We start from the raw sequence: 22276 nt of genomic DNA on the forward strand, positions 1-22276 counted from the left end.
CGGGCCGTCAGGCCTTCGGTTCGATGGCGACCCGCACGTGCAGTTCCTTCAGCTGCGGATCGGAGACCGTCGACGGTGCGTCGGTCATCAGATCCTGTGCGCTGGTGGTCTTCGGGAAGGCGATAACGTCGCGGATCGACTCGGTACCCGCCATCAGCGCGGCGATACGGTCGATACCGAAGGCCAGGCCACCGTGGGGCGGCGCGCCCATGCGCAGTGCCTTCAGCAGGAAGCCGAACTTCGCATCGGCCTCTTCCGCACCGATGCCCAGCAGTTCGAATACCGCGCTCTGCATGTCGGGACGGTGGATACGGATGGACCCTCCGCCGATTTCGTTGCCGTTGAGCACCATGTCGTAGCCGCGACTGACCGAGTTCGCCGCATTGGCGCGCAGATCGGCGATGTCGTCGACCTTCGGCGCAGTGAACGGATGATGCAGGGCGACGTAACGTTTTTCGTCGGCGTCGTATTCGAACATCGGGAAGTCGGTAACCCACAACGGCTTCCAGGCATTTTCGACCAGACCGCGGTCGCGACCGACCTTGATACGCAAGGCACCCATGAAGTCGGTGACCGTCTTCCACGCACCCGCGCCGAAGAACACCAGATCGGTGTCCTGCGCGCCGGTCAGCGCAAGCATTTTCTCCAGCGCGGCATCGTCGAGGAATTTCAGCACCGGCGAGGCAACGCCTTCGCGGCCCTTGGCCAGGGATTCGATCTTCATCCACGCCAGGCCCTTCGCGCCGTACTTGCCGGCGTATTCGGCGAGCAGGTCGATGTCCTTGCGGGAAAGGTCCGAGCCGCCCGGCACGCGCAGCGCGGCCACGCGGCCCGCCGGGTCGTTGGCCGGTTCGGCGAACACCTTGAACTCCACGTGCTTCACCGCCTCGGCGATGTCGTTGAGTTCGAGGGGAATGCGCAGGTCGGGCTTGTCCGAGCCGAAGCGGCGCATGGCCTCTTCGTACGTCATGCGCGGGAAGCTGGCATCCAGCTCGACCTTGCGCACTTCGCGGAATACATGGCGAATCAGGTCCTCGACGAAGTCCTGCACGTCGCGCTCTTCGACGAAGGCGAACTCCAGGTCGAGCTGGGTGAATTCCGGCTGGCGGTCGGCGCGCAGGTCTTCGTCGCGGAAGCAGCGCGCGATCTGATAGTAACGATCGAAGCCAGCCATCATCAGCAATTGCTTGAACAGCTGCGGGGACTGCGGCAACGCGTAGAACTGCCCCGGATGCACGCGACTGGGCACCAGGTAGTCGCGCGCGCCTTCCGGCGTGGCCTTCGTCAGGATCGGCGTCTCGATATCCTGGAAACCCGCGTTATCCAGATAGCGGCGCAGCTCGCGCACCAGCGCGGTACGCGTGCGCATCATCTGCTGCATTTCCGGGCGGCGCAGGTCCAGATGACGGTAGGTCATCCGCATGTCTTCGTTCGGCGTCTCGTGCAGCGCGAACGGCAGATCGCGGGCCGCGTTGAGGATTTCCACGCGTTCGGCGATGAGCTCCACCGTGCCGGTCTTCAGCTTGTCGTTGGACGCAAGGCGCTTACGGATCTGGCCGGTGACCCTGATGCAGAACTCGTAGCCGAGATCACCCGCGATGGCGAACGCATCGACGTTCTCGCGCTCGATCACGACCTGGGCAATGCCCTCGTGGTCGCGAAGGTCGACGAAGGCCACGTGGCTCTGGAGACGAAGCGTATTGACCCAACCGCAGAGGGTGACGTCCTGGCCGATCAGCGACTCGTCGATCAGACCGCAAAAGTGCGTGCGCATGCGCGTGAAGACTCCGGGCCGCCGTGGCGGCGTAAAGCGATGAAAAGACCCCGGATCGTACCATGACACGGGGTCTCTCAAGGCCGCCGGAGGCCACGAGGGGCGCTCAGTCGTATACCTCGAAAATACCGCGGCAGCCCTTGTCCACCCAAACGCCGGCCCGGTTCCATCCCCAGCTGTAACCTTCCTGGCAACGGGCGTCGGACAGTTGCCGGATCATCCGGCCATGGTGATTGCCGCGCCCCGCGAGACAGACGCGATACCTCCGCTCCCGGCTATTGCATTCGACAACGCGCGAGGAAGCGGCACCGCCCGGCCGGGCCTCCCCGGCCCTGTGCGTTTCATCGTACGGTCGAGCCCAGTCGAACCCTCCATGGCCTCGATCGCGGTCCAGCACCACCGTCCGGTCCCGATCGCGAGATTCATCGGCATGAACAATTCTTGCGCGCCGGACGTGGATGGATTCGCGATCGGAGACCTCGGCAAACCTGGCCCGGCAACCCCGATCCACCCACAAGCCCTCGCGATCCAGTCCCCAGTTAACTCCTCGCTCGCAATAGGCCTTCGACAAACCCTTAACCACTTTGGCGTCCTGCCAGGTCACGAAGCAACGAGTGAAGCGGGCATCCTGGCTCTCGCACGTCACCGGCCCCTCCTGAGCCAGCGCCTGCGAGAGGAACGACCAGGTACCGGCGAGTCCAGTAGCGATAACAACGAGAAAGGCGATCGTGGCGACGCGCATGGCAACTCCTTGTGGCTGTCTTGGCTTCCTGCCGAAACAATACGTACGTCGCCCTAACCCCGAAGACAGTTAGCTTCACCAATGCATGTAGGCGCCCGCCCCAACTCAGCGTACGTCGACAGAGAACTGCGCCCGGCAGCCCCGGTCCACCCATATGCCGCGACCGTCCCAGCCCCAGCCCTCGCCTTCGTTGCAGCGCGCGTCGGACTTGCGCTTGATCAGACGGACCCCACCGCGACCGACATCGATGTTGCAACGGTTGTACCGGCTGTTATTGCTGTCGCAATCGACGATGCGTTCGCGCCCCCAGCCACCCGGCCGGCCATAGCCATCGTCGGGGCGTCCACCGCCCCAGCCCGGCCGGTCGTCGTCGTCATCCGGGCGACCGCCACCCCAACCGGGACGACCATCGTCGCCGCCCCAGCCGGGACGCCCGCGCGCGGGGACGAACTGGCCACGGCAACCTTTGTCGACCCACAGGCCCTGACGATCCATACCCCAGCTACGGCCTCGTTCGCATGGGGCATTCGAATCCTGGCGGACCAGCTCGGCATCGCGCCAGGGCACATCGCATCGGGTAAAGCGTCCGCCATTGCTATCGCAATGGATCGGGCCATAGCCCTGCGCATGCGCCGTGACCGGCACGCCCACTCCCGCTCCCACGACAAACGCCACCGCCGCTATAGCGACCATGCCGACAAAACCGCGCATACGTAACTCCCGCTGTGAATGACCCCAAGCTATCGCATCATCCACAACGGCCATTGAACGGAATCGACGAAAGCGTTTCCGTCCCTACACGGCGATTACCGGCCATTCAGTCGGTCGACGCGCTACCCGTGGATGGCGCGGGTGCAGGTGCAGGCGCAGGGGCCGCTGCCGCGGCCGCGGCCGGAGAGGCGGGCGCCCCGCTGGAGCCTTCGACCAGGTTCTTCTTTTTGTCGCCGTCCTTCTTGAAGTCGGTTTCGTACCAGCCACTGCCAGCCAGACGGAACGACGGCGCGCTCAACATCCGCCCTACGCGGGGCTCGCCGCAGGTCGGACAAATCTCCGGATCGGCGTCCGAGATCTTTTGCAGACGTTCGAAGCGATGCCCGCAGGCCTGGCACTGGAATTCGTAGATGGGCATGGGGGAAGCTCCGTATCTGGCGCATTGCGCGCCGTAGCCCGGCATTATCTGTCCGAAGGCAGGTTTTTCAATGGGCGCGCGCGCATCCCTCCATGTCTGTGGGCGCGCATTCCTCCTTACGGGAGACCGCTTGCGGGCTTGTGCCAGGCAAAAGATCTAATGACGGTGCGAAAGCCAGCAGGGCGGGGAAGACGGATGCTCACCTCCGCGAGCCCGCTCTACGGGCTGCGGATGCGACACACATCGTCACTGCTCCGTTGGCTTTCGCCCGCAAGCGGGCTCCTACAGAAACCGGGATTTTCTTTGGACGTCTAAACGGCTGTTGACCTGGCATCGCATTTTATGCAAGCCTGACATTTCGTGCACCGCAGCATAACGCCATGGTGCCTTTCCGGGGAAGACAATATGAGCCTGCAACGCATCCGTGCACGACACGCCGCGCTTACCACCGCCATCGCCCTGGCGCTGACCGCGAACTGCTCGATGGCCCAGGACGCGCCGCCGACTCCCGAAAAAGCATCCCAGCTCGACACCGTCGTGGTGACCGGCACACGTGCCACCGGACGCACGGTCAGCGAATCGCTCGCTCCCATCGACGTGCTCGGCCCGCGCGACCTGCAAGCTACCGGCACCACCGAACTCGCCACGGCGCTTGCACGCGCCCTGCCCTCGCTCAATTTTCCGCGACCTTCGTTGACCGATGGTACGGACGGATCTCGCCCCGCCCAGTTGCGCGGCCTCTCCCCGGACCAGGTACTGGTGCTGGTTAACGGAAAGCGCCGGCACACAGGCGCCATCGTGAATCTCAACGGCACGCAGGGGCGCGGTTCGTCGCCGGTCGATCTCAACGCCATTCCTATCGAGGCCGTCGACCACATCGAAGTCCTGCGCGACGGCGCGGCAGCCCAGTACGGCTCCGATGCCATCGCCGGGGTCATCAACATCGTGCTCAAAGGCGGCGCGACCGGCGGCAGCGTCAACGGCACACTGGGCAAATACAGTGCCGGCGACGGCATCCAGCGCGACGGCGGCGGCGATATCGGTTTCGCCCTCGGCAAGGATGGCTGGATACGCGTGGCGGGCGATGCCGGTCACGACGATCCGACCAATCGCGCAGGCCCCGACCTGCGCAATCCCGCCGATCCCAGCTATGGCCGCGTCAACCAGCGCTTCGGCGATCCGGACGTCAAACATCAGTCGGCGTTCGTCAACGCCCAGTACAACCTGGCCCCTACGGTCACGCTGTATGCCTTCGGCAACGCGAGCAACCGCAACGCCGACGCCGCCGGCTTCTGGCGCCCCGGGCTGGACAGCCGCAACATCCGCTCGATCTATCCCGACGGCTTCCTGCCGATCATCGCCACCACGTCCAAGGACCGTTCGCTGGTTGCCGGCATCCGTGGACAGACGGCCGGCTGGAACTGGGATTTCAGTGGCAACTACGGCCAGAACCAGCTGCAATTCGATGTCGACAACAGCCTGAACACCACGCTCGGCCCCACCAGTCCGACGCACTTCTACGCAGGTACGTTGCAGAACACCGAAAAACTGGTGAACCTCGACGTATCGAAAGACTTCGACGCGAGCTGGCTGCACAGCCCGCTGACCTTTGCATGGGGCGGCGAATACCGGCACGAAAACTACGAAATCGACGCGGGCGATCCCACGTCCTACTCCGGTACCGGTGCGCAGGTTTTCCCCGGCTTCCGGCCGTCGGATTCGGGCTCGAACAGCCGGCATAGTTATGCGGCCTATGCAGAACTCGATGCGGAGGTCACCGAGAAACTCTCGGCATCCGCGGCGGCTCGCTACGAGAAGTACAGCGACTTCGGCAACACCGTCGCCGGCAAACTATCCGCGCGCTATGCCTTCACCGACAAAGTCGCATTGCGCGCCACGGCATCCAATGGCTTTCGCGCGCCGTCGCTCGCACAGCAGTTTTACTCCACGACATCGACGGTATTTATCAACAGCGTACCGTACGAAGTGCGCACGTTCCCGGTCACCAGTCCGGTCGCTCAATCGTTCGGCGCGCAGAAGCTGAAGGCCGAGAAGTCGACCAATTACAGCCTCGGCCTTGTCGTGCAGCCGACCGATGCCACATCGGTCACCGTCGATGCATATCAGATACGTATCGGCGACCGCATCGTCCTGTCCGAAAACCTGACCGGCACCGCCGTCGCGGCATTCCTTGCCTCGCAGGGCTATCCGGGCGTCAACGGCGGCCGCTACTTCACCAACGCCGTCGACACCCGCACGCGCGGCGTCGACATCGTGGGCAGCTGGCGCCCGAATGTTTCGGTCGGCACGCTCGACCTCAACCTTGGCTACAACTACAACAAGACCGACATCCTCAACATCGCACCCAACCCACCGCAGCTATCGCAGAACGGACTCACGCTGCAGCGTATCGGCCGTGTCGAACAGGGTCGCATCACAAAGGGATCGCCGCGCGACAAACTGACCCTGGGCGGCAACTACCGCCTCAGCGACTGGGGATTCCGTGCCGATCTCAGCCGCTACGGGCAGTTCACGGTATTGAGCACGGTACCGGCGAACGATCAGACGTTCTCGGCGAAGTGGGTGCTCGATCTTGCCGCCGACTACAACGTCGACAACTGGACGTTCACGCTCGGCGCGGACAACATTTTCGACAAGTATCCGGATGAAGTACTCGCAGCGAACAGCACGTCGGGGATTCTGCCGTATAGCAGTAGCTCGCCGTTCGGGTTCAATGGTGCGTTTGTTTACGGGAAGGTGGCGTATCGCTGGAAATAGCGGCTAAACCGCTTCGTTGGCTTTCGCCGACAAAGTCGGCTCCCACCGGTTGTCGAGCGTTCGCTCTTGATTGGTGGGAGCCGACTTTGTCGGCGAAAATCCAACGAAGCGACGATGCGGAAACCCCTGCCAGAACTACTCCGCCGAAAACATCAGATGCGACCCGTCCGAATCCACGCGGATCGTCTGCCCCGGCGCGAACGCTCCAGACAGGATCTTTTGCGCCAGCGGGTTCTCCAGTTGCTGCTGAATCGCCCGCTTCAGCGGACGAGCACCATAGACCGGATCGAATCCGGCACTACCGAGCAGGTCGACCGCGGCATCGGTCAGTTCCAGTTTCAGCTGGCGATCCGCCAGACGCTTGCCGAGGTAATCGAGCTGGATGCGTGCGATCGAACGGATCTGCCGCTTGTCCAGCGGACGGAACACCACCAGGTCGTCCAGACGGTTGATGAATTCCGGACGGAAGTGGCCCTGCACGACGCCTAGCACCGACGCCTTCATCTGCATGTAATCCGCCTCGCTGTCGCCCGCCTGCTCCTGGATCAGGTTGGAACCCAGGTTCGAGGTCATGACGATAACCGTATTGCGGAAATCCACCGTGCGGCCCTGACCGTCGGTCAGGCGTCCATCGTCCAGTACCTGCAGCAGGATGTTGAATACGTCCGGATGGGCCTTCTCGACTTCGTCGAGCAGGATCACGCTATACGGCCGGCGACGTACCGCCTCGGTCAGATAGCCACCCTCTTCGTAACCCACATAACCCGGAGGCGCGCCAACCAGCCGGCTCACGGAATGCTTTTCCATGAACTCGCTCATGTCGATGCGGATCATCGCGTCCTGCGTATCGAACAGGAATCCCGCCAGCGCTTTGCACAGCTCGGTCTTGCCCACACCCGTGGGACCTAAGAACAGGAACGAACCGTAAGGACGATTGGGATCGGACAGACCCGCACGCGCGCGCCGGATCGCGTCGGACACGGCGCGAACCGCCTCGTCCTGACCGACGACACGCGCATGCAGTGCCTCTTCCATATTCAGCAACTTCTCGCGCTCGCCTTCCAGCATCTTGGCGACGGGAATACCCGTCCAGCGCGACACCACTTCCGCGATTTCCTCGGCGGTGACGCGATCCTGCAACAGGGTGAAATCCTGCTGCTCCGCTGTCTGCGCGGCGGCAAGCTGCGTTTCCAGTTCCGGTAGCCTGCCGTACTGGATCTCGCTCATCCTCGCGTAGTCCTGCCGGCGCTGCGCGGCCTCCAGTTCCAGGCGCGCCTGCTCGATCTGCTCCTTGATCTTCGTTGCGCCCTGCAGGGTGGCTTTCTCCGATTTCCAGACTTCATTGAGGTCGGAGAATTCGCGTTCCAGCTTTTCGATATCGCTTTCCAGAGTGGCCAGACGCTGCTTCGATTCCTCGTCTTTCTCCTTGCGCAGTGCCTCGCGCTGAATTTTCAGCTGGATCAGGCGGCGCTCCAGACGATCGAGCTCTTCGGGTTTGGAGTCGATCTCCATACGAATGCGCGAGGCCGCTTCGTCCATCAGATCGATAGCCTTGTCGGGCAACTGCCGATCCGGGATATAACGCGCCGACAGCGTCGCCGCCGCGACGATCGCGGGATCGGTGATCTCCACGCCGTGATGCACCGCGTAACGCTCCTTGAGGCCACGCAGGATCGCGATCGTGTCTTCCACGCTGGGCTCGCCCACGAAGACTTTCTGGAAGCGGCGTTCGAGCGCCGCATCCTTTTCCACGTATTTGCGATATTCGTCCAGCGTGGTTGCACCGATGCAATGCAGCTCGCCGCGCGCCAGCGCCGGCTTCAGCATATTGCCCGCGTCCATCGCGCCGTCGGCTTTGCCGGCACCGACCATCGTATGCAGTTCGTCGATGAACAGGATGACGCGGCCTTCCTGCTTCGAGAGATCGTTGAGCACCGCTTTCAGGCGTTCTTCGAACTCGCCACGGAATTTCGCACCCGCGATCAGCGCGCCCATGTCCAGCGACAGTACGCGCCTGTCGCGCAGGCCTTCGGGCACTTCGCCATTGATGATGCGCTGGGCCAGCCCTTCGACAATGGCGGTCTTGCCCACGCCCGGCTCGCCGATCAGCACCGGATTGTTCTTGGTGCGCCGCTGCAGTACCTGGATCGTACGCCGGATTTCCTCGTCGCGACCGATCACCGGATCGAGCTTGCCGTTTTCGGCACGCTCGGTCAGGTCGATGGTGTATTTCTCCAGGGCCTGGCGTTGTTCCTCGGCATTCTCGGACTGCACTTTTTCCCCGCCGCGCAGCTTTTCGATAGCCGCTTCCAGACGTTCCTTCGTAGCACCGGCCGCCTTCAACGCGCCACCGATGTCGCCACGATCCTCCAGCGCGGCCAGGACGAACAATTCGCTCGCGATAAACTGATCGCCGCGCTGCTGCGCGAGTTTGTCGGTGAGGTTGAGCAGGCGTGTCAGTTCGTTGCCAACACTGATATTGCCTTCCTGTCCGGTGACCCGCGGAAGACGATCCAGTATTTCGGCCACACGCTGACGCAAGGTCGGCACGTTGACCTGGGCCTGGGTCAGCAGCGGGCCGGTGGAGCCACCCTGCTGGTCGAGCAAGGCCGCCATGACGTGTGCCGGCTCGAGCAGGTTGTTGTCGCGCCCCACGGCCAGCGACTGGGCGTCGGCAAGGGCCTGCTGGAACCGCGACGTCAGCTTATCCATTCGCATCGGTTTCTCTCCCATATCTGTCTGGCAGCCGCGCGCCGCCACTGGCCAATAGGTGCGGGTCAGACCATACGCCTTCAACCGTCGACTAAAGGTCGTTTTCACAAACGGGCTGGCAGACTGGGCACCCGCTGCCGAAACGAGTCAACGTGACCGCACCGCATCGATCCCTTCCGCTCGGCGCTCCTCCTCCCAGCCTCGTTACCGCACACAGCGCCCTTTTTCTCGACGCCGACGGCACGTTGCTCGCCTTTGCCGACGATCCCGAGGGCGTCACCGTCGACTCCGGCCTCGTGCCGATGCTGGACCGCCTGCGCGAACAACTCGGCGGCGCACTGGCCCTGGTCAGTGGCCGCCCCATTGCCAGCCTGGACCGGCTCTTCGGTCGTCCGGCATGGGCCGCCGCCGGGCAACATGGAATGGAAAGGCGCGGCGCGAACGGCAGCATCGAAACGGCGACGGTCGACCCGGTGGAACTGGCCGCGCTGCGCGACGCCGTATTCGCACTGGCATCGTCGTTACCTGGCGTGCGCGTGGAAGACAAGGGATTTTCCATCGCCCTGCACTGCCGCGAGCGACCGGAACGCCAGGCCGCGCTGGCCGCGCTGACGCCCGCCGTGGCGGCGCGCTTTCCGGGTTTCGAAGTGCAACCGGGCAGCTATGTCTACGAGTTCAAGCCACGCGGCATGGACAAAGGCAAAGCCGTCGAAACCATGCTTCGCAGCGAACCGTTCGTCGGCAGACGACCCATCTACCTCGGCGACGATTTCACCGACGAACATGCCTTTGTCATCGTCAACGCACACGGAGGCAGCAGTATCAGGGTCGGAACGCGCGAACCCACGGTCGCCGGTTTCACGTTACCTAGCCCGGCCGGTGTCCATGCTTGGTTGGCTGACGTGAGCGCCACGCTCACATAAAGGAGACGCAGTCGATGCCCCAACCGGAAAGCCGCCCGAAGCCAGCCCAGCCCGATTCCGGCAGCGGAATGAAGGCTCGTACCGGGTCTGTCGCCACCAAAAAGGTCGCGCGGCCGTGAGCCGCCTAGTCGTCATATCCAATCGCGTGGCGCTGCCCCGGCAGACCCAGACCGGCGGGCTAGCATCGGCCATGAACGCCGCACTCCAGGAACGCGGGGGCCTGTGGTTCGGATGGAGCGGCAACATCGCCGCCGACAGCGGCAGGGAAGTGCACGAGGTCTCCGAGCGCAACATCAGTTACGCAACGATCGATCTCTCGAAAGCCGACCACGACGATTACTACAGCGGATTCGCCAATCGCGCCCTTTGGCCGCTGTTCCATTATCGCGGCGACCTCGTCGACTACCGGCGCGATCATCTCGAAGGCTACCTGCGCGTCAATCGCGTCTTCGCACGTACCGTTGCGAAGCTGATCCAGAAAGACGACGTGATCTGGGTGCACGACTATCACCTGATTCCGCTGGCCGCCATGCTTCGCGAGCTGGGCGTCGAGAACAAGATCGGATTCTTTCTGCATACGCCGCTTCCGGCGGCAGGCCTGCTGATCACGCTGCCACGGCATCGCGAACTGCTTGAGCCACTGGCATCGTACGATCTGGTCGGCTTGCACACCCAGCGCGACCTGCGCGCGCTGGAAGATTATTTCCTGCACGAACTCGGGGCCGCGATGCGTACCGGCGGCCGCATCCGTGCCGCTAATGGCCGTATCTTCCGGGCAGGTGTCTTCCCGATCAGCATCGACACCGCCGAAGCCGTGGAGCTGGCGCATCGCGCGGAAGACACCGGCGCGGTCTCCCGATTGCGCGCCAGCCTGGACGATCGCGCGCTGATCATCGGCGTCGACCGGCTCGATTATTCCAAGGGCTTGCCGGAACGTTTCGAAGGATTCGCGCGCCTGCTGCGCGATCACAAGGACATGCGCGGTCGCGTCTCGCTGTTGCAGATCGCGCCGCCGTCCCGTTCCGACGTTCCCGAATACCGCCAGCTCCGTCGCGAACTGGAACGCAGCGCCGGCCATATCAATGGCCAGTATGCCGAGCCGGACTGGGCACCGATCCGCTACGTCAACAAGTCGTTCGCGCATAAGGTCCTGGCGGGCTATTTCCGCGTAGCCAAAGTGGGTCTCGTCACGCCGCTGCGCGACGGCATGAACCTCGTGGCCAAGGAATACGTTGCCTGCCAGGACCCGCAGGACCCCGGCGTACTCGTGCTTTCCCGCTTCGCGGGCGCGGCGCAGGAGCTGGATGCGGCGCTGCTGGTCAATCCGTCGGACCTGGACGAGGTATCCGATGCCCTGTCGCGCGCCTTGAAAATGCCGCTGAAAGAGCGCCGCATGCGCTGGCAGTCGATGATGGATGTCCTGGAACGCAACGACATCACGGCGTGGCGCAACGCTTTCATGCAGGCACTGACCGAGCCGCCGAAGGTCAAGCCGGAAATCTATCTGCCGACGCCGTTGACGATATCGTGACCCCCGCGCCACGGCGCGCGCGATCTCGTACAATCTTGCGGTCGCGTTCTTCGACACACCGTGTCGCGCGAACTCCAAGGGGACATTCAATGACGATCGCGTCCTGCGCGCTGCGGGCGGCCCTGCTTGCGGCCCTCGCCACCGGACCCGCTGGCCTTGCATTCGCGGAACCCACTCCTGTCGTCGTGGCCGACGATGGCGCGGCTGCGTCTTCGGACGATGCCGCCGACGATGCCGCGCTGCGTAAATTCCTGTCGTCCGTCACGCTGCAGACGGGTAACGTCACCGTTCCCGGCGCACATGCCACGCTGAAGCTCAAGCCCGGTTACGCCTTCGTCCCCGCGAGCGATGCCCAGCGCGTACTCGAAGACCTGTGGGGCAACCCGCCGGACAAGGACGTACTCGGCCTTATCGTGCCCGGCACCACGTCGGACGTACTGACCCAGGAGAGCGCCTGGGCCGTGATCGTCACCTACTCCGACGATGGCCACGTCCGCGACGACGAAGCAAAAAACATCGACTACGACGACCTTCTGAAAGATATGAAGGAAGGTACGCACGATGCCAACGAAGAGCGCGTCAAAGAGGGCTACCCGGCCGTCGAACTCGTTGGCTGGGCCACCGCGCCCCATTACGACGCCGACTCGCACAAGCTCTACTGGGCTCGCGAACTGGAGTTCAAGGACAAGGATGGCGAACAGTCGCGCAGCCTGAATTACGACATCCGCGTGCTGGGCCGCCATGGTTATCTGCAACTCTCGGCCATCGCCCCCATCGGCCAGTTGCCCAAGGTCGAAAAGGACATGCCCGAAGTGTTGGCCATGACCGATTTCGAAGCCGGCAAGCAGTACGGCGACTTCGACGAGAAGACGGACAAGATAGCGGCATACGGCATCGGCGCACTGGTCGCCGGCGGCATCGCGGCCAAGGCCGGTCTGTTCGCGAAACTGGGCCTGCTCCTGCTCGCCGCCAAGAAATTCATCGTGATCGGCATCGCCGCGATAGGCGGGGTCATCGCGAAGTTCTTCAAAAAGAAGAAGGACTAACCTTCGTGAACTCCCGCCCGAACGGGCGGGAGTTTGCAGTCGTCGGTCAGGCGTCGGTCCAGATCAGCGAGGCAAATCGCCCGCTTCCCGCGGCATCGCGGCGATACGAATAGAACCGCTCGTCGGTCAGGGTGTCGAATCCCCCGCCGTAAATGCCGGCAACGCCCGCACCCGCCAGCCGCATCCGGGCCAGCGCGTACAGATCGCATAGCCAGTGTCCGGGACGCGTGGGACGGAAAGCCCCGCTCGCCGCGGCATCCACGGCCACGAACGCATCGCGCACTTCGTCGCCCACTTCGTACGATGCGGGACCGATACACGGCCCCATCCATGCGATGACTTCACCGTCCATCGCTTCGACCGTCCGTTCGAGCACACCCGCGAGCAATCCACGCCAGCCCGCATGCGCGGCACCGATGCGTTTCCCGTCCGGCGAACAGAACAGCACCGGCAGACAATCGGCCGTCAGAATCGCGAGCACCTCACCCGGCCCCGTCGCCACCGAGGCATCCGCCTCGGGTTCGACCGGACCGGCAAGGGCATTCGCCACCGCCGTTCCGTGCACCTGTCGCAACCAGAACGGCGTGGCGGGCAGGTCCAACGCCGTTACCAGCGTCTTGCGATTGGTCGCCACCGCGTGCGGACCGTCTCCGCAACGCGATCCCAGATTGAACCGCCCGAATGGCGCGGCCGACACACCCGGCCCCAGCCGCGTGGTCACCACGGCACGGACACCGGCAGACACCGGCCAGTCGGGGACAATCCACGGTTCGCTCATACTCAGTCGTCCGGATGCTGCGCCGTATCCAGACGCAGTGCTTCGATCAGGGCTTCCTGATCGGCCGGGCGCGGCGAGGCAAAGTCCAGCGCCTCTCCCGTGATCGGGTGCTCGAACGCCAGACGCTCGGCATGCAGCGCCTGACGACGGAACCCGCGCAGAACATCGATCAGCGCCTGATCGGCGCCGCGCGGAAGACGCAGGCCGTTGCCATAAAGCGGATCGCCGATCAGCGGATGCCCCATATGGGCCAGATGCACGCGAATCTGATGGGTACGGCCGGTTTCCAGATTGCACTGGAGCACGCTATGGGCACGGAAGCGCTCGCGTATCCGGTAATGGGTGATCGCCTCCTTGCCGCCATCCTCCACGTCGCGCACGCCCTGCTTCAGGCGATCGTGCTGGTGCCGGCCGATGGCCTGATCCACCGTACCGCCGGAGACCATGGTGCCAATGACCACCGCCTCGTACTGGCGATGCACGTCGTGGCGGGAAAGCATCGCCACCAACGCCGTATGCGCCGCGATCGACTTGGCCACCACCATCAGGCCGGCAGTGTCCTTGTCCAGCCGGTGCACGATGCCGCCGCGCGGCAGCTCGGCCAGCTTCGGACAATGGTGCAGCAGGGCGTTCAGCAGGGTACCCGCCGGGTTGCCGGCGCCCGGATGGACGACCAGGCCCGGCGCCTTGTCCAGCACCAGCAGGTCGTCGTCCTCGAAGCGGATATCGAGGTCCATGGCCTCCGGAGCCGCCACGACCTCGGCTTCGAGCTCCGCCTCCAGCTCCACTTTCTCCCCCCCATGCAGCAGTTGGCGCGGGGGCGCCTTCTTGCCGTCGAGCAGGACCGAGCCCGCTTTGACCCATCCGGTCAGGCGGGATCTTGAATACTGCGGGAACATCTCGGCCAAAGCCTGGTCGAAACGACGTCCCGCGGCCGTTACCGGCACCGTGGCCTCATGCCGAAGCACGGTCACGACCGTGCCCCCGGAAACTGGCCGGTTTCGGCTATCATGCAATTTCGCTTAAGCATCCGAACTCTCTCAATGCGCGCTACCAAGCTGATAATTCTGCTCGCTCTCGCCCTCGCGACCAGCGCCTGTTCGATGTTCCGCCATAAAGGCGACACCATCGACACCATGCCGGTGGACAAGCTTTATGCCACTGCCCACGAATCGCTGGAAAACGCCGACTTCGCCGCGGCAGAGAAAGCCTACCAACGGCTCATCGCCCGTTTCCCATCGGGTGACATCAACGAACAGGCTCAGATCGAGCTGGCTTACGCGCAGTACAAAGACAACAAGCCGGAAGACGCGTCCTCGACGATCAATCGATTCATCAAGACGTTTCCGACCCACAAGCATGCAGATTATGCCTATTACCTGCGCGGTCTGATCAATTTTGATCGAACCGGCGGTCTGCTCGAGCGCTATATCCAGCGCGACGGCGCCTCCACGCGCCGCGATCAGGGCTATAACCTGCAGTCTTTCGACGACTTCAGCCAGCTGACGCGCCGCTATCCGAACAGCGCCTACGCCACGGACGCCCGCCAGCGCATGATCTTCCTGCGCAACCAGCTGGCCCAGTTCGAAATCAACGTTGCCACTTACTACGTGCGGGTGAAGGCCTATATCGCCTCCGCCGACCGCGCGCAGTACGTCATCGAGCATTACCAACAGTCGCCGCAGACCGCGGACGCCCTGGCGATCCTTACCCGCAGCTACATCGAGCTGGACCGCCAGCCGCTGGCCGATCAGACCCGTCAGGTGCTGGCGCTGAACTACCCGAACCATCCCTACCTCACCGACGCCAAGTGGCCGCATGGCCCATCGATCTGGCGCAAGGCGATCCCGTTCTCGGGTCACCATTGAGGAACGAAAAAAAACCGGCGAAAGCCGGTTTTTTTTGGCTCTTCGCGCATTAACGGGGACGGCTTGACGTGTCTTGTCGCTCTTCGGTCGGGGACAGCCGCCTCACGGTCGTGGCTTGAGGAAGCCGCGACCGGGTTGGCCCTTGGGGCCTTCGGCGCCGTCCCTGCGGGAGCGGGCCGTAGCGCCGCTTTCGCTCCGACGAGTCATCGCGGCCCTCGGCTAAGGCGGCCCCAAGGGCCAACCCGGCCACGGCACCGTCGACTGCGGTTTGTTGTGGGGAGAGCGCAAGCCGAGCAGGTGATGGGACCGGACCAGATACGGTCACCACCGGTCATGCGTCACGCGCTGCTTTCCTCCACGTAACCGCAACACCCGGAAGAGCCGTCGGCCACCGCCCTCGACGCGACTTGCGCAACCGAGCGCGGCGGGCGGACAAGGCCCGCAGGGGGCGGACCAGGACGGTCCGCCGTTTTCGCTGAGGCAGGAGCCGAATCGAAAACCCCCGCCCGCCGCGCGGGCGCGACGGGGCGCAGCCATAGAACACCAGCCGCGCAGCGGCTATCCCTTCCCGAGCGACGGTGAAGCCGGAGCGTCGAGGGCGGTGGCCGACGGCTCTTCGCGAAGCGTCCGAGTGCTACGGCGAAAGCGATGGCAAAGCCGAGCCCGCTCACCGAGCCCCGCCAGTCCACCCACGTCGCGCAGCGACCGTCCGACGTGGGCCCGGCGAGGGGGCCGACTGGTTCCGTGCGGCGACTTCCCGAATTGCGACGCTCTTCTAGTGCAAGCCGGTCAAACACGCCGAAAAGCGCACCCGCCTATCGCCACCCAGAAGTAATCGGATACCGACGCTCACGCCCGAACGCCTTGGTCGTCACCCGCGGCCCCGGCGCTGACTGCCGACGCTTGAACTCATTGACGAAAACCATGCGGATCACACGGCGCACGGTCGCGTCGTCGTAACCGGCTGCGATGATGTCTTCCGCCGATTGCTCGCCTTCGATGAAACGTTCCAGGATGGCGTCCAGTTCGTCGTAAGGCGGCAGCGAATCCTGATCGGTCTGCTCGTGGCGCAGCTCCGCCGATGGCGGACGCTCGATCACCGCCTTTGGAATGGCGCCATCGATTCCCGCGCGCCAGCGCGAAATGTCGTAGACCACCGTCTTGTAGAGGTCCTTCAGCGGGGCATACGCACCGCACATGTCGCCGTAGAGCGTGGCGTAGCCGACGGCCATTTCGCTCTTGTTGCCCGTGGACAGCAGCAGGCGGCCGGTCTTGTTCGACATGGCCATCAGCAGCACGCCGCGCGAACGCGACTGGAGGTTTTCCTCGGTGATATCCGGCGCCCTGCCCTCAAATACCGGCGCCAATGTACCGACGAAGGATTCGTAGATGTTCTCGATGGGAAGGACGTGGTATTCGACCCCGAGATGCTCGGCCTGTGCCTTGGCTTCGTGCAGCGACAGGTCGGACGTGTAACGCGTGGGCATCATGACGGCCGTGACCCGGTCGGCGCCCAGCGCATCGACCGCGATGGCCAGCGTCAGCGCCGAGTCGATACCGCCGGAAAGGCCAAGCAGCACGCCCGAGAAATGATTCTTGCAGACGTAGTCGTGGACGCCGCGAACGAGGCCCGCATACATGACGACATGCGGATCGCCCTCGTCGGTTTCGGGCCAGTCGATGGCTTTCAGGGAGCGCGATGCGCTGTCGAACTCTACCGTCAGCAGCATTTCCTCGAACGAGGGCGCACGCGCCGCGATATTCCCGTTGCGCTGTACCAGCAGCGAACCGCCATCGAACAGCAGGTCGTCCTGGCCGCCGACGAGGTTGACATAGGCGATCGCCACGTCGTTCTCGGTGGCGCGCTGGCGCAGCAGTCGTTCGCGGGTAGCGGCCTGGCGGCTGTCATACGGCGATGCATTGATGACGAGCAGCAGTTCGGCGCCCGCCGCGGCGGCGTGCGCGGCCGGCTCGGCTTCCCATATGTCCTCGCAGATCAGCATGCCGACGCGCACGCCCTCGATCTCGAAGACGCGGCTGTGCTCGCCGGCGCGGAAGTAGCGCTTCTCGTCGAACACGGTGTAATTGGGGAGCGCCTGCTTGTGATACGTCCACTCGACCGCGCCGCCCCGGAGCAGGCTCGCGGCATTGAATACTTCGCCGCGCGTATCCGGATGCCCGACCACCGCGGCGATACCTTCGATACGCGGCGCCAGCGAGGACAGTTCCACGGCGCAGGCTTCGAGGAAGCTCGGGCGCTGAAGCAGGTCTTCCGGCGGATAGCCGCTCAGGGTCAGCTCGGGAAATGCGATGAGGGATGCCTTGAGCTGATCCCGGGCCTTGTCGGCCAGCTCCTTGGCCCGTAAAGCGTTGGCGTGGGTGGCACCAACGGGAAAGTCGAACTGAGCCAGAGCGAAGCGAAAAGATGTCATGGGGACGGTCGTTATCGTACGGGCGAAGAAGCCGATGATAACGCCGTAGCGACCCGCCGGCCCGGCGAGTCGCTACGGCCGGCCCACCTCAGAAGTCGTACGAGACGCTGAGTCGCCCGTAACGCGGGGCCTGCCGCTGGGTCACGACGCCGTAAGCGGCCTCGGCCACGCCGGGGCCCGACTCGGATACCGGATAGCGCTGAAGCGCGTGCTGCTCGTTGAGCAGGTTGAAGATGCTCGCACTGAAGGCCAGTTTCTTATCCGCGAAATCGGGACGATACGTCAGGCCAAGGTCGATCTGCCGTACCCAGGGCAACCGGCCCTGTTTGCCCGGAGGAGACGGCTGGCCATCGCAGAAGTGGTAGTACGGGGCGTAACCGACCGGGTCTTCGTGGTTCGGGCCGTAGTAGCCCAGGCAGTGGCGAGGCGTCCCCGAGATCGCACTGATATTCGCCGAGGCGAGCCACTCGGGTGTGATCTGGTAATAGCCGAACAGTTTGATCTGGTGCGTGTGGTCGTTGTTCTGGGGACCGTTGGTGTTTTCCATGATCGCGCCGTTGTCCCAGTCCTCGCTGGTGGAGGTGGCGGTCTGGTTGAGGTCGGAGCGAAGCTGTCCTTCGGTGTTGCCGTAGCTGCGCGAGAACGTATAGCCGGCCTTCCCGTACCAGCGGCCGTCGAACGGATGCTCCAGCAACAGCTCCAGGCTGTAATACGCACGCTTGAGCGCGTCGAAGCCAAGCTCCTTGTTCGTCACCGGCACGGCGACATAGTTGCCGGACGTATCCTTCAGATTGAACGTGTTCGCCCGCCCCGGATTGAACAGGTAGCAACTATTGGCCTGCCTGGCGTCGATCGCATAACCCAGCGACCGCCCCTTGGCGACGATGGCGTCGATATCGCAGAAATCGTCGATCGCGTTGCGCAGCTTGCGATAGGTCACCTTGGCGCCGTAAAGCCAGTGGTCGCCGGCAAGCTTCGTGAAACCGAGGATGTATTCGTCCTGGTTCTCGGCCTTGATGCCCTTCGCGGTCACCGTACGCGGATCGGGCAGGATGCCCAGCGCGTTATTCGACGACACCGGCACGCCCGGCGCGATAGCCGTCAGGCCGGTCGGCGTACCGTCGTTCGCGATGCCGGTATAGGTGAAGTACTGACTGGTACTGAGGTAACCGCCGGCCGCATTCAGCGCCGGATTGAGTGGCAGCCCGAGGTAGTAGCGCCCCGCGTTGCCATACACCTTGAAGCTCGCGTCGCCGTAAACGTCCCAGCTGAAACCCAGCCGGGGCGCCCACTGCGGTTTCGTCTGCCGGATGAACGCTTCGCTGTTGGCGTTGTAGTTGGTGAACTGGTCGTTGCGAAGACCCAGCGTCAGCAGCAGCCGGTCGCTGACCTGCCACTTGTCCTCGACGAACTGCGCGCGCTGTGCCGAACGCACCGTGGCCAGGCTCGAACTCACACCCTTGACGACGTAGTAACCGTTCTCGCCGCCCGGATACGATCCGGGCGCGGCGACGCCCAGACCCGTCGAGATCGGAAGGTTCGGCTGGCCCTGTGCATAGGTCCAGATGTTGCCCGGCCCCGAACTCGAACTGCCCTGGTCGCGGGCAACCGCCGTCTGATTGTCGATGCCTGCCGTGAGCGTGTGATCGCCCAGCACATAGCTGACGTCGAACCGCGTATTGGTCGTGGTGTTCCCGCGTCCGGGATTGGTCAGCGACAAAACGGTCTGGTTACCGTTGCGGGTCGAACCGCCCGTGATCGCGGGATTCTGGTAGACCAGTCCGCCGATATATGTCGCGCTGGGATCGTAACCGGGCGGACTGATGTAACTGACCGTATCCATCTTGCCGTACTGCGCCGTCACGGTCAGGCTGTCGGTGATGTAACCCGTGTACTTCGCGGTATAGACGTCGCCACCGTATTTTTCATTGCTGGCGCCGTTGATGTACGCGCCGCGCTGTCTTGCGGTGTAATCGTAGTCGTAGATCGTTCCCCGCTTTTCGCTCTTGTCCGACACACCGGTCACTTCGACGATGTTGCTGTCGTCGATATTCCAGTCCAGCTTCGCGTACCAACGCGGCAGGTTGTAGCGGTATCGCGTATCGGGCGCCTGCGTCTTGGTCACGTCGCTGACCGTGTTGCCGGTCTGCCGTTCCACTTCCGCCGCGGCGAAAAGGAAGAGTTTGTCCTTGATCAGCGGACCGCCGGCATAAGCACTGACTGTCGTACTCGTTTCGGTATTGGCGCGGTTCGGCGCATACAGCGATCCGGCACGCGGCTGCGGCGGCAGGCCGTTCGTATAGTAGCTGTCGATGCTCTGCGCACGAGCGGCGTTCGGTTCCCAGATGACCTGGGTGCCCCCATGCCATTCGTTCGTGCCGCGCTTGCCCACCACGTTGATGACGCCGCCATCGGACCGGCCGTACTGCGCGCTATAGCCGCCCGTATAGACTTCCTGCTGGTCGATCGCGCCATACGGCAGCGACAGGCCGCCGAAACCACGCAACGGATCGGTCGTGCTGAATCCGTTGATGTAGTAGGCATTCTCGCTCGCGGCGGAGCCACCGAAGGTCACCAGCGAATTGCCCGTGGCGCTCTTATAGCCACCGCTGTTGTCGACGACGCCGGGCGCCAGCAAGGCAATCGCTTCGGACGAGCGCGCGAGCGGCAGCTTCGCGAGCTGGTCCGCGGTGACGATCGTCCGCGAATCCACGGACGTTACGTCGATCGATGGCGCCACGTGCGCCGACACGCTTACGCCGCCGAGGTCCTGTACATCGCGATCCGCGAAAGACACCTCCACGCCCGAACCGACGCGTAGTGCGATGTTGTCGCGGGTCTGCGCCGGCGCGCCCTGCCTTATCACCGATACCGTATAGGTGCCGAGCGGCAACTGCGCGATCGAGTACCTGCCGCGTGCATCCACGGATGTTTCGCGGGTCAGGCCAGCCCCGTTGTCCACACGGACGATATCGCCATCGTTCGCCTTGACCTGGCCATAGATCGTTCCGGTGGTCGACTGCGCCCATGCGCCATCGGCCAGCGCGGCGAACATCGCCGCGACGAGCAGCGATTTTTTCAGTAACGGCGTTGCCATCGAGCTATCTACCCCTTCCCAAAAGAAAGCCAGCCTCCGGCGCACCGCCTTCTATAAGGGCGGCGGGCGCGTTCGCAGCGGCTGGCAGGATCGACGGACAAAGCCGCCCGTTACGCCTGCGCGGCGTTTATTCGAGTCAGTTCGGTCGAGCGGACAGGAGCGCGACTACCCACGGGCCCTCAGGCCATGCGCGAGGCGCGCTCTAGATACAACATCGCGGCGCGATACGCGCACGGCGACGGGAAAGGCGAAAAGCCGGATGTGGGAAGTGCACGGACAGCCCCTTTGTCTGCTGCTGCGCACCATTTGTAGCACATTGGAAGGGCGTGTCAACCGTATCGACGTTTAGACGGCCATAGTGTGACGCACGCACATTGCAGGATCCCGCTTGCGGGCTCCTACAGAGAACGGGGGCGGGCTCAGCGAAACAATGCAGCCACCGCCAGCGCCGTGCGATACGGCTCGGGGTCGTTCCGATTGGTCAGCAGGATCACGGTGAGATGGCGGCCGGGATATCTCACGATGACATTCCTGAAGCCGATACTTTCGCCCGAATGCCACAGTGTCTCGCCGGTAATGCGCCAGCCAAAACCGTATTCGATGGTGGGATCGTCCGTATGCGTCCACGGCCTGAAAGCAAGACGGCGCGACTCGTCGCTCAGCAGCCGGTCGTCGTATAGCGCGGCGTCCCAGCGAGCCAGATCGTCCACCGACGAATAGATACCCCCATCGCCGAGGACCGCGCTGGTCATGCTCTGGTCGGTACGCGTCCAGCGACCGCCCTCCTCCGAATACCCGAAGGCGCGATGGTCGACGGGCGGCCCGCCCTGCACATAGGCAAGCGTGCGCGTCATGCCCAGCGGCTGGAAAATACGCTCATGCAGGAAAGCCTGAAAACTCATGCCGGAAGCCTTCTCGACGATGAGCGCGAGCATGGCGTAGCCGCCGTTGCTGTAGCGGTACTGGCTACCGGGCGGGAAGTACGTACGATTCGTGCCTTCCAGCAGATGCAGCACATCCACGTCGCGAAGCTGCACCTTCGTGTCCGGCGCCATGATGTCTTCGTAATCGATCAGGCCACCCGTATGCGTCAGCAGATGACGGATCGTGATGCCGTCGGCGGCAGAAGGCAGGGACGGCAACCAGCGACGCACGGGATCGTCGAGGCCGACGCGACCGTCCTGCACCAGCAGGAGGACCGAGGCGGCCGTGAACTGTTTCGTGACCGATGCAAGCCGGTAATTCGTAGCGGACGTGGCGGCGATACCCCGCTCCATATCGGCCATGCCATAGCCGCGACGGACGACCTGTACACCGTCCTTCAGCACCAGCAACGACGCGCCGGGCACGTTACCCGTGTAGCGCTGCATCAGCCCGTCGACATCCCGGTCCCGTTTCGCCGTGCTGCCGGCACAACCGGACAACACCACAACGGCGACCGCCAGCCAGCCCAATGCCTTGCGCAT

At 63.8% G+C, this 22276-nt stretch carries 15 protein-coding genes; 5 read left to right on the plus strand and 10 right to left on the minus strand.

All coding sequences use genetic code 11. The features are described 5' to 3' along the window. Positions 1 to 7 precede the first annotated feature (7 nt). From aspS to AC3IR3_RS16730, 4 genes are all read right to left on the minus strand, one after another. Positions 8 to 1774 (minus strand): aspartate--tRNA ligase, encoded by a 1767-nt coding sequence (aspS, locus tag AC3IR3_RS16715; protein ID WP_489193776.1) that lies wholly within the window; start codon positions 1772 to 1774, stop codon positions 8 to 10. Between the two features lie 106 nt (positions 1775 to 1880). After that, complete coding sequence (locus tag AC3IR3_RS16720; RefSeq protein WP_489193778.1) at positions 1881 to 2516, minus strand: DUF3011 domain-containing protein; 636 nt, start codon at positions 2514 to 2516, stop codon at positions 1881 to 1883. A 105-nt stretch (positions 2517 to 2621) separates the two neighbouring features. Further along, complete coding sequence (locus tag AC3IR3_RS16725; RefSeq protein ID WP_489193779.1) at positions 2622 to 3227, minus strand: DUF3011 domain-containing protein; 606 nt, start codon at positions 3225 to 3227, stop codon at positions 2622 to 2624. Positions 3228 to 3333: 106 nt separating this feature from the next. After that, positions 3334 to 3645 (minus strand): FmdB family zinc ribbon protein, encoded by a 312-nt coding sequence (locus tag AC3IR3_RS16730; protein ID WP_489193780.1) that lies wholly within the window; start codon positions 3643 to 3645, stop codon positions 3334 to 3336. Between the two features lie 405 nt (positions 3646 to 4050). On the opposite strand from AC3IR3_RS16730, the gene AC3IR3_RS16735 reads away from it, so the two are divergent. Further along, positions 4051 to 6423, plus strand: a complete 2373-nt coding sequence (locus AC3IR3_RS16735; RefSeq protein WP_489193781.1) for a TonB-dependent receptor plug domain-containing protein — start codon at positions 4051 to 4053, stop codon at positions 6421 to 6423. Between the two features lie 135 nt (positions 6424 to 6558). Here AC3IR3_RS16735 and clpB read toward each other — a convergent pair whose 3' ends face one another. After that, entirely contained in the window at positions 6559 to 9141 is a 2583-nt protein-coding gene (clpB, locus tag AC3IR3_RS16740) for an ATP-dependent chaperone ClpB (protein WP_489193782.1), read from the minus strand. 146 nt (positions 9142 to 9287) lie between these two features. Here clpB and otsB point away from each other — a divergent pair, with 146 nt between their 5' ends. From otsB to AC3IR3_RS16755, 3 genes are all read left to right on the plus strand, one after another. Next, positions 9288 to 10058, plus strand: coding sequence for a trehalose-phosphatase (otsB, locus tag AC3IR3_RS16745; protein WP_489193783.1), 771 nt, complete (start codon positions 9288 to 9290; stop codon positions 10056 to 10058). Between the two features lie 115 nt (positions 10059 to 10173). Next, entirely contained in the window at positions 10174 to 11589 is a 1416-nt protein-coding gene (otsA, locus tag AC3IR3_RS16750; protein ID WP_489193784.1) for an alpha,alpha-trehalose-phosphate synthase (UDP-forming), read from the plus strand. 89 nt (positions 11590 to 11678) lie between these two features. Then, positions 11679 to 12635 carry a DUF2167 domain-containing protein gene (locus tag AC3IR3_RS16755; protein WP_489193785.1) on the plus strand — a complete coding sequence of 319 codons (957 nt, stop codon included), beginning with the start codon at positions 11679 to 11681 and terminating at the stop codon, positions 12633 to 12635. A 46-nt stretch (positions 12636 to 12681) separates the two neighbouring features. Here the strand turns inward: AC3IR3_RS16755 and pgeF are convergent, their stop codons facing one another. Further along, entirely contained in the window at positions 12682 to 13413 is a 732-nt protein-coding gene (gene pgeF / locus AC3IR3_RS16760) for a peptidoglycan editing factor PgeF (protein ID WP_489193786.1), read from the minus strand. A 2-nt stretch (positions 13414 to 13415) separates the two neighbouring features. Further along, the gene (rluD, locus tag AC3IR3_RS16765; RefSeq protein ID WP_132144081.1) at positions 13416 to 14387 is read right to left on the minus strand and encodes a 23S rRNA pseudouridine(1911/1915/1917) synthase RluD; all 972 of its coding nucleotides are present in this window, start codon (positions 14385 to 14387) and stop codon (positions 13416 to 13418) included. A gap of 69 nt (positions 14388 to 14456) precedes the next feature. Here rluD and AC3IR3_RS16770 point away from each other — a divergent pair, with 69 nt between their 5' ends. Then, positions 14457 to 15281 carry an outer membrane protein assembly factor BamD gene (locus tag AC3IR3_RS16770; RefSeq protein ID WP_489193788.1) on the plus strand — a complete coding sequence of 275 codons (825 nt, stop codon included), beginning with the start codon at positions 14457 to 14459 and terminating at the stop codon, positions 15279 to 15281. A gap of 815 nt (positions 15282 to 16096) precedes the next feature. Here AC3IR3_RS16770 and AC3IR3_RS16775 read toward each other — a convergent pair. The 3 genes from AC3IR3_RS16775 to AC3IR3_RS16785 form a co-directional block, all read right to left on the minus strand. Then, on the minus strand, positions 16097 to 17713 hold the full coding sequence (locus tag AC3IR3_RS16775; protein ID WP_489193790.1) for an NAD+ synthase: 1617 nt from the start codon (positions 17711 to 17713) through the stop codon (positions 16097 to 16099). A gap of 88 nt (positions 17714 to 17801) precedes the next feature. Continuing rightward, positions 17802 to 20810: a TonB-dependent receptor gene (locus tag AC3IR3_RS16780; RefSeq protein ID WP_489193792.1), complete on the minus strand. Its 3009-nt coding sequence runs from the start codon at positions 20808 to 20810 to the stop codon at positions 17802 to 17804. Between the two features lie 419 nt (positions 20811 to 21229). After that, positions 21230 to 22276 carry a serine hydrolase domain-containing protein gene (locus AC3IR3_RS16785; RefSeq protein WP_489193793.1) on the minus strand — a complete coding sequence of 349 codons (1047 nt, stop codon included), beginning with the start codon at positions 22274 to 22276 and terminating at the stop codon, positions 21230 to 21232.

It is taken from the genome of Luteibacter sp. GL_149, assembly GCF_057834065.1.